10 protein-coding genes, 1 tRNA gene and 3 pseudogenes are annotated in these 18,134 nt (G+C 62.1%); 6 read left to right on the top strand and 8 right to left on the bottom strand.

Going from position 1 to position 18,134, the window contains the following annotated elements; genetic code table 11:
• A pseudogene (locus J7U37_RS18890) lies at positions 1-112 on the top strand (IS630 family transposase); the annotation flags it as partial.
• Between the two features lie 211 nt (positions 113-323).
• Here the strand turns inward: J7U37_RS18890 and J7U37_RS18885 are convergent.
• The 3 genes from J7U37_RS18885 to J7U37_RS18875 form a co-directional block, all read right to left on the bottom strand.
• A complete protein-coding gene (locus tag J7U37_RS18885; RefSeq protein WP_247636686.1) occupies positions 324-842 on the bottom strand; it encodes an ureidoglycolate lyase in 519 nt (172 codons plus the stop codon).
• Positions 839-1,678 carry a bifunctional allantoicase/(S)-ureidoglycine aminohydrolase gene (locus J7U37_RS18880; protein ID WP_247636685.1) on the bottom strand — a complete coding sequence of 280 codons (840 nt, stop codon included), beginning with the start codon at positions 1,676-1,678 and terminating at the stop codon, positions 839-841. Before J7U37_RS18880 ends, J7U37_RS18885 begins: the two co-directional genes overlap by 4 nt.
• Before the next feature lie 86 nt (positions 1,679-1,764).
• The gene (locus J7U37_RS18875; protein ID WP_056181968.1) at positions 1,765-3,075 is read right to left on the bottom strand and encodes a dicarboxylate/amino acid:cation symporter; all 1,311 of its coding nucleotides are present in this window, start codon (positions 3,073-3,075) and stop codon (positions 1,765-1,767) included.
• Between the two features lie 208 nt (positions 3,076-3,283).
• Between J7U37_RS18875 and J7U37_RS18870 the strand changes: the two genes are divergently transcribed.
• Complete coding sequence (locus J7U37_RS18870) at positions 3,284-4,183, top strand: LysR family transcriptional regulator (protein ID WP_247636687.1); 900 nt, start codon at positions 3,284-3,286, stop codon at positions 4,181-4,183.
• 516 nt (positions 4,184-4,699) lie between these two features.
• Positions 4,700-7,378: a cadherin-like domain-containing protein gene (locus J7U37_RS25165; RefSeq protein WP_282103980.1), complete on the top strand. Its 2,679-nt coding sequence runs from the start codon at positions 4,700-4,702 to the stop codon at positions 7,376-7,378.
• A 412-nt stretch (positions 7,379-7,790) separates the two neighbouring features.
• Here J7U37_RS25165 and J7U37_RS18860 read toward each other — a convergent pair.
• The 3 genes and pseudogenes from J7U37_RS18860 to J7U37_RS18850 all read right to left on the bottom strand — a co-directional run.
• Positions 7,791-8,939 (bottom strand): annotated as a pseudogene (locus J7U37_RS18860) (HlyD family type I secretion periplasmic adaptor subunit); the annotation flags it as partial.
• A 108-nt stretch (positions 8,940-9,047) separates the two neighbouring features.
• Entirely contained in the window at positions 9,048-9,821 is a 774-nt protein-coding gene (istB, locus tag J7U37_RS18855) for an IS21-like element helper ATPase IstB (RefSeq protein ID WP_348773007.1), read from the bottom strand.
• Positions 9,811-11,187, bottom strand: a pseudogene (locus tag J7U37_RS18850) (IS21 family transposase). The gene istB and the pseudogene J7U37_RS18850 overlap by 11 nt, the downstream one beginning before the upstream one ends.
• Positions 11,188-11,728: 541 nt before the next feature.
• On the opposite strand from J7U37_RS18850, the gene J7U37_RS18845 reads away from it, so the two are divergent.
• Positions 11,729-13,423, top strand: a complete 1,695-nt coding sequence (locus J7U37_RS18845) for a methyl-accepting chemotaxis protein (protein WP_247636683.1) — start codon at positions 11,729-11,731, stop codon at positions 13,421-13,423.
• Positions 13,424-13,643: 220 nt separating this feature from the next.
• A complete protein-coding gene (locus J7U37_RS18840; protein ID WP_247636682.1) occupies positions 13,644-14,954 on the top strand; it encodes a hypothetical protein in 1,311 nt (436 codons plus the stop codon).
• A 345-nt stretch (positions 14,955-15,299) separates the two neighbouring features.
• Here the strand turns inward: J7U37_RS18840 and J7U37_RS18835 are convergent, their stop codons facing one another.
• A complete protein-coding gene (locus tag J7U37_RS18835) occupies positions 15,300-16,895 on the bottom strand; it encodes a porin (RefSeq protein ID WP_247636681.1) in 1,596 nt (531 codons plus the stop codon).
• 611 nt (positions 16,896-17,506) lie between these two features.
• Between J7U37_RS18835 and J7U37_RS18830 the strand changes: the two genes are divergently transcribed.
• On the top strand, positions 17,507-17,941 hold the full coding sequence (locus J7U37_RS18830; protein ID WP_056181574.1) for a sensor histidine kinase: 435 nt from the start codon (positions 17,507-17,509) through the stop codon (positions 17,939-17,941).
• Between the two features lie 119 nt (positions 17,942-18,060).
• On the opposite strand, the gene J7U37_RS18825 is transcribed toward J7U37_RS18830, so the two are convergent.
• Positions 18,061-18,134, bottom strand: a tRNA-Gly gene (locus tag J7U37_RS18825).

Here is an 18,134-nt window from a genome sequence, read left to right as displayed (position 1 = left end):
GGCCGAGCGCACGGTCGATCGGCTCTGGACTGTCGTCGGCAATCTGCTCGACGCCTTCACCCCAACCGAGTGCGCAAACTACTTCGCTGCCGCCGGTTACGATCCGGAGTAGGTGGAAACCGCTCTAGCAGAGGCGAAAAATTGGTGTAAGACGACTAGTCTTTATCGGAAAACTAATTTTCTCGGTACCTGGTGAGTCCCGAAATGGCTGACCGATCGTCACTCTGCCGGAAGCCGCACGCACGAGGCATCGCAACTCCGAAAGCCACCGGGATTGATCCAGCGCGCCACGGGGCCTCCACTCTGGCTCTCTTCGTCCAGCATCAGAAATCGAGCGCTCGACCGTCCTGGATCTGTATCGCCCAGGGCACCTCAAACGTGAACTCTTCCAAGTTCACGCCCGGCCCGGCCCGGTCGATCACGATGAAGTCTTGAGGGGCACCGAACGGGGTCAGCACACCATGCCACGTGCCCATGGCGTAGCAGACGCCCTGGCCGGGCGCGGTGACGAAAGCACGTGGCCTGCCGGGGCGCCCGCCCGAGTCGGGGCAGACCACGACGAGAAACGGCGCGGCGTTCAGGGGCAGGAAGGCCTGCGCTCCGAGGGGATGGCGCTCGACGAGGCTGACCGCGAGGGGCAAATCGTAGGGTTCGGCTTCGACGTAGCCGATCACCACGTGTCCGTCCTCGCCCACCACCCCCACCTGGGCGAGATCGTGGAAGCGGCGGGCCTTTCCGGCGTTCATGGGGCGCGGTGCGACGGCGCCCTTGTCGATCACGGTGCCGAACGGGGCGAAGGCCTTCTGCGTCAACGGCTCGGCGACAATTCGGTGATCACTCATCGGGCCGTCCGGAATGGCGCCAGGGCGGCGTGGCGGTTGACGTCCTTGTAGAGCAGGTAGCGGAACGGGCCAGGGCCGCCAGCGTAGCAGGCCTGCGGGCAGTAGGCGCGCAGCCACATGAAATCGCCGGCCTCCACCTCGATCCAGTCGCGGTTAAGCCGGTAGACCGCTTTCCCCTCCAGCACGAACAGCCCGTGTTCCATCACGTGCGTCTCCTCGAACGGAATCGATGCGCCCGGGCGCATGGCGACGATGTTGACGTGCATGTCGTGGCGCACGTCGTCGGAGGCGACGAAGCGGGTCGTGGCCCAAGCCCCGTCGGTGCCAGGCATCGGTGCCGGCGGAACGGCGGATTCGTGGGTGACGAAGGCTGGCGGAACCTCAATGCCGGGCACCCGCACGTAAGCTTTTCGGATCCAATGGAAGCGGGTGGTCGCGGCCCCGGCGTTGCGCAGGCTCCAGGAAGTGCCGGGTGGCAGGTAGGCGTAGCTGCCGGGCACGAGGTCATGCGCCTGAGCGCCGACGATCAGGTGGGCCTGTCCCTCCACCACGAACAGCACGCCCTCGGCGTCCGGATCAGGCTCAGGCTGCGAACTGCCACCGCCGGGGGCGACCTCCATGAGGTATTGTGCGAAAGTCTCGGAGAAGCCCGAGAGCGGCCGCGATAGCATCCAGGCCTGGGTACCCTCCCAGAACGGCAGCACGGACGTGACGATGTCGCTCATCACCCCCCGAGGGATGACCGCGTAGGCTTCCGTGAACACCGCCCGGCCGGTCATCAGCGCAGTCTGAGGCGGGAGGCCGCCGCACGGCGGGTTGTAGGGCGATGCAGTCATCAGGGGTCTCCGGTGATCCGGTTGGAACGTCGGGAGTCGGCCTAGCAGCCGCGCTGCCGCTTTTGGCAGGTGTCGCGGCGTCGCCGTCAGGCCGAGTGCAGTTCCGCGACCGGCGCGTCGAGGATCACGGCCGTATCAGTCGGAGCTTGGCCATTGAGAACGCGCCGAGCCTGCGCATGGTCGATGTCGCCCTCCCACACGGCGATCACAACCGTCGCCACGCAGTTGCCGATCAGGTTGCCAAGGGCGCGTGCGATGCCGACGAACCAGTCGATCGACAGCACGAGCACCAATCCGATCACCGGAATTTCCGGCACCGCCGATAGGGTGGCGGCCAGCACGACGATGGCCGAGCCCGGAACGCCGTGTGCTCCCTTCGAGGTCAGAAGTGCAATGCCGAGGATCAGCATCAGATGACCGAAGGAGAGATCCGTGTTGGTGGCCTGGGCGATGAAGACCGTGGCCAGGGTCAGGTACAGCGAGAAGGCATCGAGATTGAACGAGTATCCGGTCGGGATCACGAGGCCGACGGTCGAATCCTTGATGCCGAGGCGCTCCAGTTTGCGCATGACCTGCGGCAAGACACAGTCCGAGGAGGCCGTGCCGGCGACGACCGTCAGTTCTTCGCGCAGGTAGGCGAGGAGCTTGAGGATGCTGAATCCGGCTACGCGCAGGATGCTGCCGAGCACCACGAAGACGAAGAATGCCACGCCCGCGTAGAACAGCACCACCAGCATTCCAAGCTGCTTGAGCGAGCCGACGCCGTACTTGCCCACGGTAAAGGCGACGGCACCGAGCACGCCGAGCGGCGCGAGCCTGACGATGAAGCCGATAATCTTGAACAGGACCTCGGTGATGCGCTCCAGACTGTCGGCCAAGGGCTTGCCCCGCTCGCCCAGGAGGGAGAGACCGGCCCCGAACAGAATCGCGATGATGAGAACCTGAAGGATATCGCCCTTGGCGAAGGCATCGACCAACGTGGTCGGGATCAGCTTCATCAGGAAGTCGACCGTCCCGGTGACCTGACCGACGCGATCGGTGTAGCCGGCGATCGCCTTCGCGTCCAAGGCCGTCACGTCGACGTTCATGCCCTGGCCCGGTGCGAACGCGTAGGCCAGAACGAGACCGAGCACGAGGGCGAGCGTCGTCACCGCCTCGAAGTAGATCAGGGATTTGAGCCCGACGCGTCCGACCTTCTTCAGATCGCCGGCCCCGACGATGCCCTGGACGACCACGCCGAAGACGAGCGGCGCGATGGCCATCTTGATCAGCTTGATGAACCCGTCGCCGAGGGGCTTAAGGGTCACTGCAAAGTTCGGCCAAGCTATGCCCAAGACGATGCCGAGGACGAGGGCGGCGACCACCTGCCCGAACAACGAACGGAAGAACCGCATCATCATACCCCAGTCCGTGGTCGAGTCGTTCCATGCCGGGCTCAGCCCGTTTTGTTCAAGCACGATCCACGCCGCAGGCGCTTTGGTCGGTCGACCTAAGCCTGCAGGGCTTCGAACGCTCGTCTTGCACGGTGGCACCATGTTACCAGCACATCTAGACGTCAAATATTCCGTATGTCTCGGTTAAGATTTATGAGATATCAATGTGACGATGGAACTTCGCCACCTCCGCTATTTCGTCGCCGTTGCTCGGCACTTGAGCTTCACCGCTGCCGCCGAGAGCCTCGGCATCGCCCAACCGCCGTTAAGCCAGCAGATCCGGGATCTCGAGGCCGAGGTTGGCACCGCGTTGTTCGAACGAACGACGCGGCGGGTGTCGTTGACGAGGGCGGGCGTCGATTTCCACGCACAGGCGCTCGACATTCTGGAAAGGTCCGGTGAGGCCGTGGAGCGAGCGCGGGCCATCGGTACCGGTATCGCCGGCATCGTCAATGTCGGTCTGACGGGATCGATGCTGGCCGGCCCGCTCGGACGCGCCATCCGCGACTTCGCGATGATCTATCCCGACGTGGATTTGCGTATTCACGAGATGTCGCCGGACCGACAGATCTCGATGCTGAAGGCTGGGCAGACCGACGTCAGTTTCCTGCGCAGTCCACCCCCAGACGTCGACCTCGTCAGCGAACGAGCCTGGTGCGAGACCGTTACCCTTGTCCTGCCGCGAGGCCACCGCCTGGCGCGGAGAGGGGCCATCGACCTTGCCGACCTGGATCGGGAGCCGTTCGTGTTCTTGCGGCTCTCGGACTCGCTGTTCGCCAAGCACCTCTGGCAATGCTGCGTCAACGCCGGGTTCGTCCCGAACATCACGCACCAAGTCGTCGAAGCTGCGTCGTTGACGAGCCTCGTTGCGGCTGGGCTCGGCATCGCCATCATCCCAGAGTTCGTCGCCCGACTGGCGCACGCGGACGTCGTATACAAGCCTGTCAGTGGACAACCGATCCGCGCCGACGTCTACGCCCTATGGTCAAGAGAGAAATCGGGACCATCGATCAGGAACTTTCTGGATGTTCTTCGATCAACAACGATCGCGAACATTAGAAATGACGTCTGAAAGCCTGCTGAAGGCCTGCCTCTGAGTTCGCATTGTGGACGGTGTTGGCTTTCCCGCCTCAGGCGACGTGAAACGGTGTGCGATCGGAACCGCATTCGACCGCTTGCGGGAAGGTTTCAAGTCGAGACGCATTTCGACGCCTCGCCAGTTCTCGAAGGGCGGTGATGGGTCGATGGCGCCACGGCCCGTCAGAACAATCATCTCGCCTGCACTCCGAAGTAAAATCTGCTGTTTAGCTGCGTCGATCTGTGTATATTTGACCAATGTTGTGTAATTATTTGAGATTAATGCTCGACATTTCATGGGCTGTCAAATTATAAAAATGGAAGCTTGACCATAAGACGGTTTGATCGTGTGGCGGGTTGCTTAATTGACGCATGTTAATGAATCGAATTGATTGACTCAATCCGATTTGGGCGATATCGGTAACTTCGTAGTTCAATGAAATTACAGTGTATCCGCTGAGGCTTTAGAAAAGTAGCGAGGTCTCGCCAATCTCGTTGCGCCGAGGAAAATATGTCCTACGTCGTGATACTCAACGAAACGTTCTCGTCATCCTCGGTCCTCACCAAAGGTGCCGCCTATGGAACGGTGGACCAGGGCGACATGATCTGGTTCCATCCCAACAACTCTGGAACGGCTTTCGCCAACGGTGACATGACGTCGGGTCATTGGCTGAACCGTCAGTTTGATCCGGTGAGCATTGCGGATGGCAACCTCGTCGTCACAACTCGGCCGGTGCCGAATGCGACGGGGGAGCGCGATGGGTTCACGACCATCGGAGGTATCGTCACCATTGATCCTGGCGCCCTCGATCCGAGCAAGGGCATGTCCTTTGGCTATGTGCAGATGGACAGCTTTGCTATTCCCAATGAACTCGGGCGCACGGGTTGGTATGGTGGAGCGCTGTTCGGCAAGAATCGCGCAGATTGGCATGAAGAGATTCAGCTGAGCGAGACTTCCAACAACCGTTTGGCGGTCGGAACGCACTGGGACATGCTTGGTCCGAATCCTTATAACGATGCCTTATTCACAAGTAACGCTGATATTGGCATGGCTACGCTCAACAACGTATGGGTGACCACACGTGCCACGTTCGGCGTTGAGGGGGGCGTTCTCTGGGAGGTCGGTCTGCAGGGCGAGCCGCTGCACGCGACCTACCGAAGCGAGATGCCCGAGCAGGGCCGTCCCAGCGACCTTGAGCTGGTCATTCAGACGCAGGTTCCGCGGGGTAATCAGTTCGAGACGCAGACCCAAACACAGAAGTACGACAATGTGATCTTCGCCGAAGCAGGTCTTGAGAATGGGCGTGTTGTCGATGTGGTCAGCACCCGACTGGATCTCAGCGACCACAGTTTCGCCGCGCTCCGTTACCTCGGCAATCACACCTGGGAGATCGATGACAATCTGTGGGTTGGTAAAGCGATTGCTAAGACGATCATCGATGTGAGGACAGATACGGGCTCGCACATCAGTGCCAGCGGCGTTGATGCAGATTTCTACCAGGCCGCGTACGGCGATCAGCTCGCCCAAACGGGCATGACAGCGGATCAGCACTACAATACGATCGGCTGGAAGGCTTTGCTCGATCCGAATGCGGTGTTCAACACCGCCTACTATCTCAGCACCAACCTTGATGTGGCGGCTCTCAATATCAACCCGCTTCAGCACTACCTTGAGGTTGGCGAAGCGGAGGGCCGCAAGCCAACCAGTCAATTGTTCGATCCGGACAACTATTATGCTGCTCATCCCAATGTGAAAGCAGCTGGTCAGAGTGCCATGATGCACTTCATGACGTCGGACAACATCCACGATCTGTCTTCGGATCTCAACTACGAGGGCGCCTATCCCGGAGGCAATCACCCGCCTTCCGCGATAGCCGACATCCTGTTCATGCAGGCAGGTACGCCCCTGATACTCTCGGCATCTGCGCTGCTGGCCAACGACACCGATGTGAACGGTGATACCCTGAGCCTGACCGGTGTCACCGCCGGTCTGAACGGCACGGTCCTGCTCAGCGGCGATCACGTCACCTTCATCCCGACGGCGGGCTTCTCTGGCGTGGCTACCTTCAGCTACACCCTTTCCGATGGAGCCCAGCACAGCGCGATCGGCAACGTGACCGTCAACGTCGCGCCCGCTCCTCCGCCACCCCCGCCGCCTCCGCCGACCCAAACCACGGCGCAGTATACGACGGGCGACGACGGCGCGAACGTCATCGACCACTCAGCCCGATCGGCACCTCAGCTGATCGCCGCCAAGGGCGGCAACGATATCGTCACCGGGGGGAGCGGTAACGATACGATCAACGGTGGCGAGGGCAATGATGTCCTCACCGGCGGGCTCGGTGCCGACCGCCTGACGGGTGGCGCGGGCGACGATCGCTTCGTATTCACCAAGGGAGATCTGGCCGGCACCACTGTCGCGACCGCCGTGCTCGACCGTGTGGACGATTTTGGCGGCGCCGGTGTGCCCGGCGGCGATGTTCTCGTCTTCCAGGGCTTCGATCCTGGCGCCGCCCTCATCCACATCAGTGCCAGCAACACGCTTCACAGCTACGAGGTCCGGGAAGGCGGAACGGCTGTCGGCCGCATCACCGTGGTACACGCCGGCCCCGCGCTCCTTTCGGACGACGTCTTCTTCGAAGGCGCCGCGCCGCCCACCCCGCCTCAGACTGCTCAGTACACCGCCGGGACGGTGGGTAACGATCTCCTGGACGTGTCGTCCCGCGGGACGCGGCCGCAGCTGGTCAACGGGCAGGACGGCAACGACATGCTGATCGGCGCGTCAGGGAACGACACCCTGAACGGCGCTGCGGGCGACGACCAGATCGTCGGAGGCAGTGGTAAGGATACCCTGACCGGTGGGACCGGCGGCGATACGTTCTTATTCAGGAGCGTCGAGGAAGCGGGGAACGGCACGAATACGACCACCGGGCGGGATGTGATTACGGATTTTCTCAGCACTCAGAGCGACCGGATCGATCTTTCAGCCATCGATGCGGTGGCGGGAGGGAGCGACGATGCATTCAGCCTCATCGGGACCGCAGCTTTCACCGCTGCAGGACAAATCCGGTACGTCGTGTCGGGCAGTACAACCATCATCGAAGGTAACGTCTCGGGAGCCGACGGCGCTGAGTTCCAGATCCAGCTTTCGAAGGCGATGCTGCTGACGGAAATCGATTTTCATCTTTGATGCCGGTGACCGGCCGCGACCCGCTTGGATCAGTCCCATAAAGTCCAGCCAAGAACGGCCCTGCATCAGCCACTTACCCCAGATGGATGGGAGCCTCCGGGCCTGAACTCAGCAGACTGTCCCAAATCATCTGGCGACGCACACCCTCCGCGCGGGCGACGGCGACGAGCAGATCATCCTGGCGGCAGATGGCGATGCCGGTTGTGTTGACGGGAAGAGGGTTCGGATACCTTGGACATACCCCTATCCATGGAGCCGGGGGAGGATGACGGAACACCTTCAGCCTATCCATTACCTCCCGCTACATCACCCAGCGCGTTCCACGATCCTTCAAAGCCGCCAAACTCAAGCTGAGAATCAGCCATCCCGCCCCAAGGAGATATTTCGAGGGGTTTGAAAAAGTCGCCGTCGCTCAGCGCTCACGGAGGGCCTCCCCGGCGATCTGCCGGATCGGCGAAAGGACGTAGTCGATGAGACGGCGTTGGCCCGTCTTGATCTCGGCCGTCACCGACTTGCCGGCCCTCAGAGGGATGGCCGTTCCATCGATATCGAGCGTGGTCCCGACGAGGCGGAGAGTGATCGGGAAGACGAGGTTCTGCATCCGGTCTGCCCCGACGCACGCGCGCTCACGCCTCGGGCGCGTCGAATCCTGTTCGAGGAGACTGGCATCGGGCTCGGGAATGGCATCCGACGCGACCCGCGTCACCGTCGCATCGATCGTACCGTAGCGGGTAAAGGGAAAGCTCTCGATTTCGAGCACAGCCGGCTGGCCGACCTTCACGAAGCCGATGTCTTTGTTGGGCAGGTAGCACTCGACCTCCAGACCGGCATCCTCCGGAACGATCCGCATCAATTCGTCGCCCGGGTTGACCACTTGGCCGATTGTGGTCAGCGACAAGGATTGCACGATTCCGTCGATGGGGCTGCGGATTGTCGTCTGATCCAGCTCGAGCGAAGTCCGCTCCAGACGCTGCTGATAGACGGATACCTGCCATTCGGCTTGGTTCAGCTTCTCCGAGTTTTCAGCGACGAAGGCTTTGATCGCGGCTTCGATGACGCTGTCGATGACCTGGAGGTTGGACTCGATCTCCGCGATCTGGCCGGTCTCCTGGGCCAGCGTGGCCGTCTGCATCGCTAGCGTTTCGCTCGCATCGATGACGCTCGCCCGCGTACCGGAATTCGTCGCCGCAAGTGACTGGCGCATGTCAACGCGCTCGCGGAGGATATTGACCAGGGCCTTCTGCGCCTCGATCGTCGCCATCAGGCGGTTCCGCTCGGCCTTTGTCTGATCCGCCTGGGATCGCTGCTTCTGAATGTTGGCGGCGAGCGCGGCGAGGTCCGCGGCCAAGTTCCGGGCCTTGGCCTCGCCGATCGCCGACGGAATGGAATCCGGAAAGGGAATTGCGGGCGGTTCTGGCCCGAGGCCCGCCTGGACATAGGAAAGGGCCGCTCTCCGCCGCAGAACCTCGGCCCGAAAATTCGCAAGTTCGGACAGGACTGCCTCGCGCTCGGTCATCGCCTCGCGAGGATCAAGCCTCATCAGCGGATCGCCGCGATGAACGAGGGCACCGTTGTCTGTTGATTTTCACTGAGAGTTGACCCGGCGTTTTCGTTGAGAAGTGACCCAGGTTCAGGGGCTGATGTTTGTCATCGGACGGGCTTGGTCAACTCACGGCGCGGCTCCTTTTCGGTTTTTCGGCTGCGGCACTGGCCCGGAAGCGGAGCTGTCGTTTCCAGTCTCCAGGATGTGGCAGTGGTGGGTGAGGCGGTCGAGTAGCGCGGTGGTAATTTTGGCATCGCCAAAGATCTCGTCCCACTCGCTGAAGCTGAGGTTAATGGTGATCACGACGCTTGTGCGCTCGTAGAGCTTGGACAGCAGGTGGCACAGCAGGGCTCCTCCTGAAGCGCTGGAGGGTAGATAGCCCAGTTCATTTAAAATGATCAGGTCTTGACGCAGCAACCGTTCCAACAGCTGGCCTGCTTTGTTTTGAGCTTTCTCTTGTTCGAGTGCATTGACCAGATCGATGATCGCGAAGAAGCGAACCTTCTTGCGATGGTGCTCGACGGCCTGCACGCCCAGGGCGGTCGCGATATGCGTCTTGCCAGTGCCCGGGCCACCGATCAGGACAACATTGTGCGCGCCGTCGAGGAAGTCGCCTCTGTGCAGGGTGCGAACCATGGCCTCGTTGACCTCACTGGCAGCGAAGTCGAACCCGGTCAGATCCTTGTAGGCTGGAAAGCGGGCGGCCTTGATCTGATAGGCCACGGATCGAACTTCCCGCTCGGCCATCTCAGCCTTGAGCAGCTGGGACAGGAGCGGGACGGCTCCTTCGAAGGCGGGTACGCCTTGCTCCACCAGATCCACGACGGCCTTGGACATGCCGTACATCTTGAGCCCACGCAGGATGACGATGATGGCGGCGCTGGCGGGATCATGACGCATGGGGTGCCGCCTTCCTGCGGAGCGCGTCGTAGCGCTCGACATCGGCCTTCGGCTCCTGAAGCAGGGCGAGCGCCTGTGGGGCATCGATGGTGGCCCCGCTCGATGGCTTCCCGTCGAGTAGCCGGTACAGGATGTTGAGGACGTGGATCTTGGTGGGAACGCCACCGTCGAGCGCCCGTTCGACCGCGCAGAGAACGGACTGCTCGTCATGGTGCAGCACGAGTGCCAGAATCTCCACCATCTCCCGGTCACCGCCCGGATGCTTAAGAAGGTGACCTTGCAGCCGCCGGAACGCGTCCGGCATGTCGGCGAAGGGAGCCCCGTTGCGCAGGGCGCCCGGCTTGCGCTGGATGACGGCCAGGTAGTGGCGCCAGTCGTAGACCGTGCGCCCGACCACGGTATGCGAGCGCGCGATGACCCGGGGATGCTCGCACAGGATCCGGCCTTCCGCAGCCACAACGATGCGCTGCGGGTAGATCCGCAGGCTCACGGGACGGTTGGCAAAAGAGGCCGGAACCGAATAGCGGTTGCGCTCGAAATGTACGAGGCAGGTCGGCGAGACCCGCTTGGTGTGCTCGACGAAGCCGTCGAAGGGACGGCCAAGCGGCATCAGGCTCGCCACTTCATTGGTTCACGCATCCGCGAATGTGCTGGGGAGTTCCCCATGCGAGATCTCCTTCCAAGCCGCAATGCAGCGCGTCTCAAGCCAGGTGTTCAGCCCGTCGAGATCGCCAAAGCTGGGTAACGGTTGCCATAGTCGACGACGCGCATCCTGAACGTTCTTCTCGACCTGACCCTTCTCCCAGCTCGATGCGGGATTGCAGAAGGTTGTGTCGAACAGCATCTCGTGGGTCTGAAGCGGGTACGGCCGCACGACGAAGACCCGACTGTGCGACAGCTTTGTATGAGCAACCTGGAGCTTGACGCGCTCGCCCCCGAGAACCGCCCAGTCCTCACTCCAGCCGAATTGGAACGCCTCCCCTGGCGCGAAGACCAGAGGAACGAACGTTTCCCGTCCCGTGGTCTGCTGCTGGGTCTGCCGGTCTTCTTTCCAACGGCGGATGAAAGCCGCGAACGGACCATAGGAGCCGTCTTAGCCAAGAGTAACAAGATCGGCGTGCAACTGCCGCGCAGTCCGCCGCTGCTTGCGGGACCGGTTCGCCTCGGCCTTCAACCAGCCTGACAGTTTTGCGGCGAACGGGTCCAACCTGCTGGGCCGTTCCGGCGCTCGATAAAGTGGTTCCTGCGTGTCCGATCGCAGATATTTGCGAATGGTGTTGCGCGACAATCCGGTCCATCGCGAAATCTCCCGGATCGGCATCCCTTCTCGGAATGCCCAGCGCCGGATGATGCTCAATAATGCCATGTCGATCACTCCATGACCCCCGACCAGCAAGCCAGGGGTGGGTTCAGACACGGGTCACTTCTCGATGGAAACTTCGGGCTCCGCCGGGTCAACTCTCAGCGGAAATCAACATCTACGGCATCCCCGAGCACATCCGCTGCGACAACAAGCCGGAGATGATCTTAAAGCCGCTCCGCAATTGGCTCGCCGAGCAAGGTACTAAAGTCCAGTAAGTAATATGAAAAATTCAATAAACTAATGAGCGCACTTAGATTTTATGTAGTTAGATCAATAACAGTTTCTTGCTAAATGATATTATCTATCCGAAAGACGAGGAGAAAATCCTGTTGTTGGGCTGGGCAGCGCCTAAGCTTGCATCATACAAATATATTAATAGTACGAATAGGCAATATACAATCGATATTTCAGGAATTTCAATTTTAAATATCATGTTATAGCCGCGATGTAGCGGCATTTTAACTGAATCGGTCAAGACTATCGCTCAGGTCAAATGTTCGGCACCATTTCAGGGCTGCCCGGGTGAACACCCTTGGGAGACACGATGCTCGATCGCCTTCGCCACCCCTCCTTGTCCCTTGGCGCGCGCGCCAGCCTGATCGGCACGGTCTTGATCGTGCTAGCCTGCGCCAGCGCCCTCGGGCTGACGGTGCTCGACTTGCGCTCGGACATGCTGAGCCGCGCCGGGACTGCTCTCGACCGCAACCTCAAGCTTCTGCGCACCACGCTCACCGACGAGGGCGGCCACTCAACATTCAATCTCAAGGACGGACGCTTGACTGTTGGAACCCACGTCATCGACGAGGCCGAGCCAGCCGTCGACCGCGTCAAGGACATCCTGGGCGGCACCGCCACCGTCTTCCTCGGCGATACGCGCGTGGCCACCAACGTGATCAATGCCCAGGGGCAGCGCGCCGTCGGCACCAAGCTCGCCGCAGGACCGGTCCGCGATACCGTGCTGGTCCGGCGCGAGACCTATCGCGGCGAGGCCGACATCCTCGGGACCGCCTATTTGACGGCCTACGAACCCATCCTCGACGCCAAGGGCGAACCGCTCGGCATCCTCTTCGTCGGCGTGCGCAAGGCCGATTACCTCGCAAGTCTCGACGAGACCGCCCTGCGCGCGGCGGGTGTCGGCGGCCTGCTCTGCCTGATCGGCAGCGGCGTCCTGTGGTTCGCCCTCCGGCGCGCCACGGCGCCCCTGCGCGGCCTGGAGACCACGATGCGCCGGATGGCCGAGGGCGACACGGCGGCTGCGGTGCCCGGGATGGAGCGCCGCGACGAGGTCGGCGCCATGGCCCGTGCCGTCGACGTGTTCCGCGTCGGTCTCGCCCGCACCCGGGCGTTGGAAGCCGAGACCGCCCAGGTTCGAACCGACGGCGAGGTCCAGCGTCGAGCCGCCCTCCAGGCGATGGCGCGGGACTTCGAGAGCGCGGTCGGCGGAGTCATGGCTGGCGTCACCGTAGCCGCGACCCAGCTTCAGGTGACGTCACACGGCATGGCCGGGACCGCGACGGAGACGGCGACCCAGGCGACCAACGTTGCCGCAGCAGCCGAGCAGGCGGCCGTCAACGTCGCCATCGTCGCTGCGGCAGCCGAGGAGCTCGGGACCTCCGTGGAGGAGATCGGCCGGCAGGTCTTGGGTGCCGCCGGCCTAGCCCATGCCGCAGTCGGCGAGGCGGACGCGACGGGCGGACATGTGCGGGCGCTCAACGAGGCGGCTGGCCGCATCGGCGACATGGTGCAGGTCATAGCCGGCATCGCTTCCCAGACCAACCTTCTTGCCCTTAACGCCACCATCGAAGCCGCGCGCGCCGGGGAAGCCGGAAAGGGCTTTGAGGTTGTAGCCGCCGAGGTCAAGACCCTGGCAGGCCAGACGGCGAAGGCAACGAGCGAGATCGGGCTGCAGATCGGCCAGATCCAGGCTGCGACGACGCAGGCCGTGGATGCGATCGGGGATATCGCCGGACGCATCGGTGAACTGGATTCCGTCTGCACCTCCATCGCTACCGCCGTGGAGAAGCAGGGTGCTGCGACCCGGGAAATCGTACGGAACGTTGCGCAGGCCGCCGTCGGCACCGGCGAGGTCACCTCCAACATCGCGGGCGTGGCGCAGGCATCGGATGAGACCGGGGCCGCCGCCAACCAGGTCCTGGCCTCATCCTCTAACCTCTCGGTCCAAGCCGAGCGCCTCGGCAGCGAGATGCAGCGGTTCCTGGCAACCGTCCGGGCCGCCTGAATGAGGGGCGCCAGCGTCGTAAACGGCGCCGGCCAGTTGCTCGCTCCATCCACTCAGAGAAGGCTCTGAGGCATTCGCCGCCGGTGCAGGCCCGATCGGCTGTTCTGAGACCAGGCAGCCGGATCGCTTTCGGTCGAGCTTGCGTTACCGTCGGTCGAGAAAGGCAAGCTGCACCTCCCAAAGGGTGCGCAGGCCGGAACCTGGGAAGAGAGAACTGTTCATGGGAACGATAGCGGGAACGCTGGCGACGATCGCTGCATCAACCTATTCCGATACCCTCGCCGGAATTCCCGCAGGCTTCGTGCCTCTCTCGGGCGCCGGGCTCACGAACGGCACCTACGCCAATCAGAACGCCTACGGCGCAGCCGTGACGGGGACCTTCGGCAATCAGTCCGTCGTCGTCCTGAGCTTCCGCGGCAGTGACGACCGCCAGGACTGGCTCAATAATCTGCGCAACATCAACGCCGATTATGACAAGCTCACGCCGCTCGTTTCGGCCGTCGACAGTTACGCCGCGCAGAACGATGCAACGGTGATCGTTACGGGCCACAGCCTCGGCGGCGCCCTCACTCAGGTCTTCATGGCCAACCACCCGGACACCGGCGACGTCCTCTATCAGGCGGCCACGTTCGGGTCGCCGGGTGCGCTGATCTCTTCGGCTGTCGATAATCGCATCATCAACTACGAAATCGCCGACGACCCGGTGCCCTATCTGGGGATGTACAGGGCGCAGATCGGCCAGACCGCCAGTTCCGATCCGATCTACGCCGCCACGGTGTCTGTGGGGCTCTCCACCGCCATCGGAGACGGTGTCACGGCTCAGGATGTGGCAGCCTCCATCCCGAGCCTGACGGCCGACTACGTCAACCGTGGCGCGATCGACTATCTGCCCGGCCTTGACGGGACAGAAACCACCCTGACGCCGTCCCAATTCCTCGATGCTGGAAGGTTTGTCGACACCTTCGTGCGGTACGGTGCTGAGCACGACGTGTCCGTCTATGCGGCTCGCGGAAGTAGTTCGACGGTTGCGGATCCTGTGATCCGGAGTTCCGGTGTGGACCAGCCGGATCCAGTGTTTCGCTTCTTCGACACCAAGACCGGCGATCACTTTTACACGACGAGTGCAGGGGAAAAGGCGCAAATTCAATCAACGATACCGAATTTTACCTATGAAGGCTCGCCCTGGTCGACACCGGACGAGAGCGTCAACACCCATGGTGTCTTCCGATTCTTCGATACGAAGACGGGCACGCACTTTTATACCGACAGCGTCAATGAGCGCGACGGCATCATCGCGAACCTCGCCAACTACAAGTTCGAAGGCGTTGCCTTCGAGGCATACAACGAGGCGGCGGGCGTGGGGCATATTACGCTCGAGCGCTTCTTCAATACGCAGACGGGCCAACACCACTTCGCCGCGAATGCCGAGGAAGCGGCCAGCATCAACATGGGCCAGCAGGGGGCCGGCTGGGTTGATGAGGGCAAGGCTTTCACGGTCCACGTATCGACCGATGGCCTATTGAACGCCTGAGGGACGCGTGTTTTCACGCCGCACATGAGCCAATTTGTGGGGCCTGAAAGCCTGCGTTAGGCTTTCAGGCCCTCATCCGCATCTGCCTCGTCTAGACATAGGAAGATGGCCGACCCTACGAGGGCGAATTCACCCCGTTCGACCTCGCCTTGAGTTCTATTACGCACGAACTCACAACAAAGAGCGGTGTTCGAGGCCCTGTTGTGCGCCAATCATGGCCGAACAGTCCCCGATCTCCAGAATGCGATCGGGGTCCCGTTCAGGCGCTTCACGTCAGTCGAGTTCCGACGTTGCTTCGCTGTCGCTCGGTCAGGTTCCTTCGATCCGACCTGATCGGATGCTGCTTTAGAAATCCCGCTGGACTCGGGCCCTCACGTGAACCGTGTCCTCGCTGGTCTTCGTCCGGATTGCATTGACCGGATTGTTGACGAAGGCCGCGTTCTGGGACGGGAAACGGCTCAGGTCGAGGACACGTCCAGAGGTGACATCGTACTGGGTGTACATCGTCTCGATACCGATATCGAGGTCACGGATGGGCGACCAGATCAGGCTTCCGCCGACGACGAAACGGTAATTGTCGCGGAGCACCTGACTGACATCGAAGAATCGCGTGCCCGGAACCCCCGGCCCGGCCGCCGTGATTCCGTAATAGGCGCCCTGCCGCGTGCGCGAGCCGCTGGCGAAGTTCAACTCGCCGTAGGAACCGAACACGGCCGAGCGGACTTCGGGTGTCCAGTAATGCAGCAGCGAGGCGACGGCCGTGAACGTCGTCGAGAGTTCGAGGCGGTTCGAGAACGGGTTCACAACGGCATCGTTGAAGTACTGGTTGAAAGCCGATCCCTGGATCGAAGTGGTGTTGCCGGCATAGGACCCAGTATAGGACGAGAACCCGGTATACATCCCCGCACCCTCGCCGTAGGCGGCCTGGAGGTAGAGCATGTCGCCGGGCGCGATGAAGGGCATGTTGATCTTCACGCCGCCCTGCACGGCCCAGCCATAGGCCGTGGCGAGGCCGGGGCCTGCGACACTGTTGGCCGCCGTTACGGCGCGGCCAAGGTTGGTTCCGGCGAAGGCCCCGGCGATCGGGTTGCCGTAATTAAGTTCATGGACGGCGGCCGAGAGCTGGGCCGAACCCCAGGTCGAGTCGTAGCGCAGGGCGCCGACGAAGTCGGGCATGCGGTTGCGCTGGACGACGTCGACGAAGCCGACCCCCGTCGGCGTGCCGTTGGTTGCGAAACCAATGAAGAGCGGGCTGCCGGCCAGGGTCGTGCCCGGCGCGTTCGCCGCCGTGAAGAGTGGGGTGCGTCGGAAGGTCGGGTCCTCCATCGAAACGGTGGCGGAGAAGCCGGAACCGCCGAGCTTCGTGGTGTAGGCCGCGAGATTCGTCGAGCTGACGTCCGAACCCATCGTGGCGGCGATGAACTCAAAGTCATGGGCATAGAAATCGTAGAAGGACGAGGCTCGGCCGGCCGTAAACCCGGCGAACTGGATGAAGGCCTTGTCGGTGTTCATGAATTGCTGGACGCGGCCCGCTTGGTCCTGCCCGGTGGCGCCGAATGCAAAGCCGATGCGCTCCACGGTGCCGGAGCGGATCGTGGGGGTGCCGGTGCGGCTTGCCGCCTCGAGGCGAAGGAAAGCCCGCAGGGTGCCGTAGCTGGTCTTCGTGCGCGCATCGACGTTGATGCGGGCGAGGCCGCGATACCCAGCGAGATCGCCGGAGGTCGAGGTGCCGCTCCCGCTTCTGCTGTAGGAGGTTTGGTACCCGGTCTCGAAGCGCGCCCGCCCGGAGAGCCGGATGCAGGTGTCGGTACCGGGGATGTAGAAGAAGCCGTTGCCGTAGGCGTTGCAGACGCGAACGAACTCGATCGGTGCAGACGCCTTGGTCGGAAGGTCGGCCGCTACCGCTGATGAGCAGACAACGAGAGTTGCTGCAGACGTCATCAGAATTCGATTGAGATTTTCCACGATTCTACCCCCAAAGACCAGAAATGCCGTTTCGGCATGAGCTCGCATTGCGTGCTGAGCTGACGGTCAGCACGGATGGGCATCTTTTTTTTTAAGCCGGCAAAGACTAGCTCAAACTTATGTTTGTACTAGATTGCTTATAGCCAGGCTTGAATTGCCTTTATCAATATAGAAGAATGAAAGTCCAGATTGATAAACTCGAAATTTCTATGATGTTTTAAAAATACAACAGTCAAGGGAGACGTGTTGTGCCCAGGCAAGGTGCGCCGATCTGTGTCGGCGGTGCCGGCGTGACCATCAAGGGGCAGGGCGGTCGCGCGCCGGCGTTTCCGCCGCCTCAGCGGGCGGTTGCAGAAGCTTCGGTGGGGAGATCCGGAAGACGATTTCCTTTGTCTCTGACAAGACCAAGGAAGATCGAGGCCGGACGATGCGCGGGCGGGAGGAAGGGGGAAACCTGATCGGCTCCGTTCATCGCGATGAGCCCGTGCCGGCCGGCCACCGGCTGCGGCCGATTCGGACGCTGATGGACGAGGGGGCTGGACAAGGTCGATATTTCCGCCCTCGTACGCGACACCGCCGCCGACTTCGTGAGCCTAGCGCTGAAGCGGGGCATCGAATTGTCCTTCGAGGCGCGAACCCAGCCGTTCCTTACCCTCGAACCGATTCTGCTCGCGGAGATCCTGCGAAACCTCATCGATAATGCTGTGCGCTACACCGAGCCCGGCGGTCAGGTGGCCGTCACCATCTCCACGGCGGGTGAGGGGCCCGGTGCCGACGTCCAGATCGCAGTCGTGGATAACGGCCCCGGTATTCCGGAGGCGGATCGCGAACGGGTGTTAGAGCGTTTCCACCGCCTTGATGCCGGACGCGATACGGAGGCCAGTGGGCTGGGCCTCGCCATCGTTCGCGCCTTCGCCAAGCAGCTTCGTGCCACGGTGACGCTCGCCAGCGGCGAGAACGGGCACGGCCCGCGGGCTGAGATCCACCTCCGTGCAGACCAGGACGATATCGTGGGAGCCTGAAGAGACTCGATCGAAATCGTGGTACGGAGCGGCGGCGCTGTTCCACTCCGTCTCGCCTTGGCGGGCGCTCTACCGCGAACAGGCCCTGGATAAAGCGAAATCAGCGATTGCGAGTTGGTTGGAGCGGGCGATCGGGATCGAACCGACGACATTCAGCTTGGGAAGCTATATCGCTCTACTTGAGCATGCCCGC

It is taken from the genome of Methylobacterium sp. 37f, assembly GCF_023093475.1.
In the GTDB taxonomy this organism is placed as follows: Bacteria; Pseudomonadota; Alphaproteobacteria; order Rhizobiales; family Beijerinckiaceae; genus Methylobacterium.
This window is presented reverse-complemented; position numbering and strand designations above follow the sequence as displayed.

Coding starts and splice junctions, on each gene's coding strand:
- J7U37_RS25165 (WP_282103980.1), top strand. CDS start 4,700: ATGTCCTACGTCGTGATACTCAACGAAACGTTCTCGTCATCCTCGGTC.
- J7U37_RS18845 (WP_247636683.1), top strand. CDS start 11,729: ATGCTCGATCGCCTTCGCCACCCCTCCTTGTCCCTTGGCGCGCGCGCC.
- J7U37_RS18840 (WP_247636682.1), top strand. CDS start 13,644: ATGGGAACGATAGCGGGAACGCTGGCGACGATCGCTGCATCAACCTAT.
- J7U37_RS18880 (WP_247636685.1), bottom strand. CDS start 1,678: ATGACTGCATCGCCCTACAACCCGCCGTGCGGCGGCCTCCCGCCTCAG.
- istB (WP_348773007.1), bottom strand. CDS start 9,821: ATGCGTCATGATCCCGCCAGCGCCGCCATCATCGTCATCCTGCGTGGG.
- J7U37_RS18835 (WP_247636681.1), bottom strand. CDS start 16,895: ATGACGTCTGCAGCAACTCTCGTTGTCTGCTCATCAGCGGTAGCGGCC.
- J7U37_RS18875 (WP_056181968.1), bottom strand. CDS start 3,075: ATGATGCGGTTCTTCCGTTCGTTGTTCGGGCAGGTGGTCGCCGCCCTC.
- J7U37_RS18870 (WP_247636687.1), top strand. CDS start 3,284: ATGGAACTTCGCCACCTCCGCTATTTCGTCGCCGTTGCTCGGCACTTG.
- J7U37_RS18885 (WP_247636686.1), bottom strand. CDS start 842: ATGAGTGATCACCGAATTGTCGCCGAGCCGTTGACGCAGAAGGCCTTC.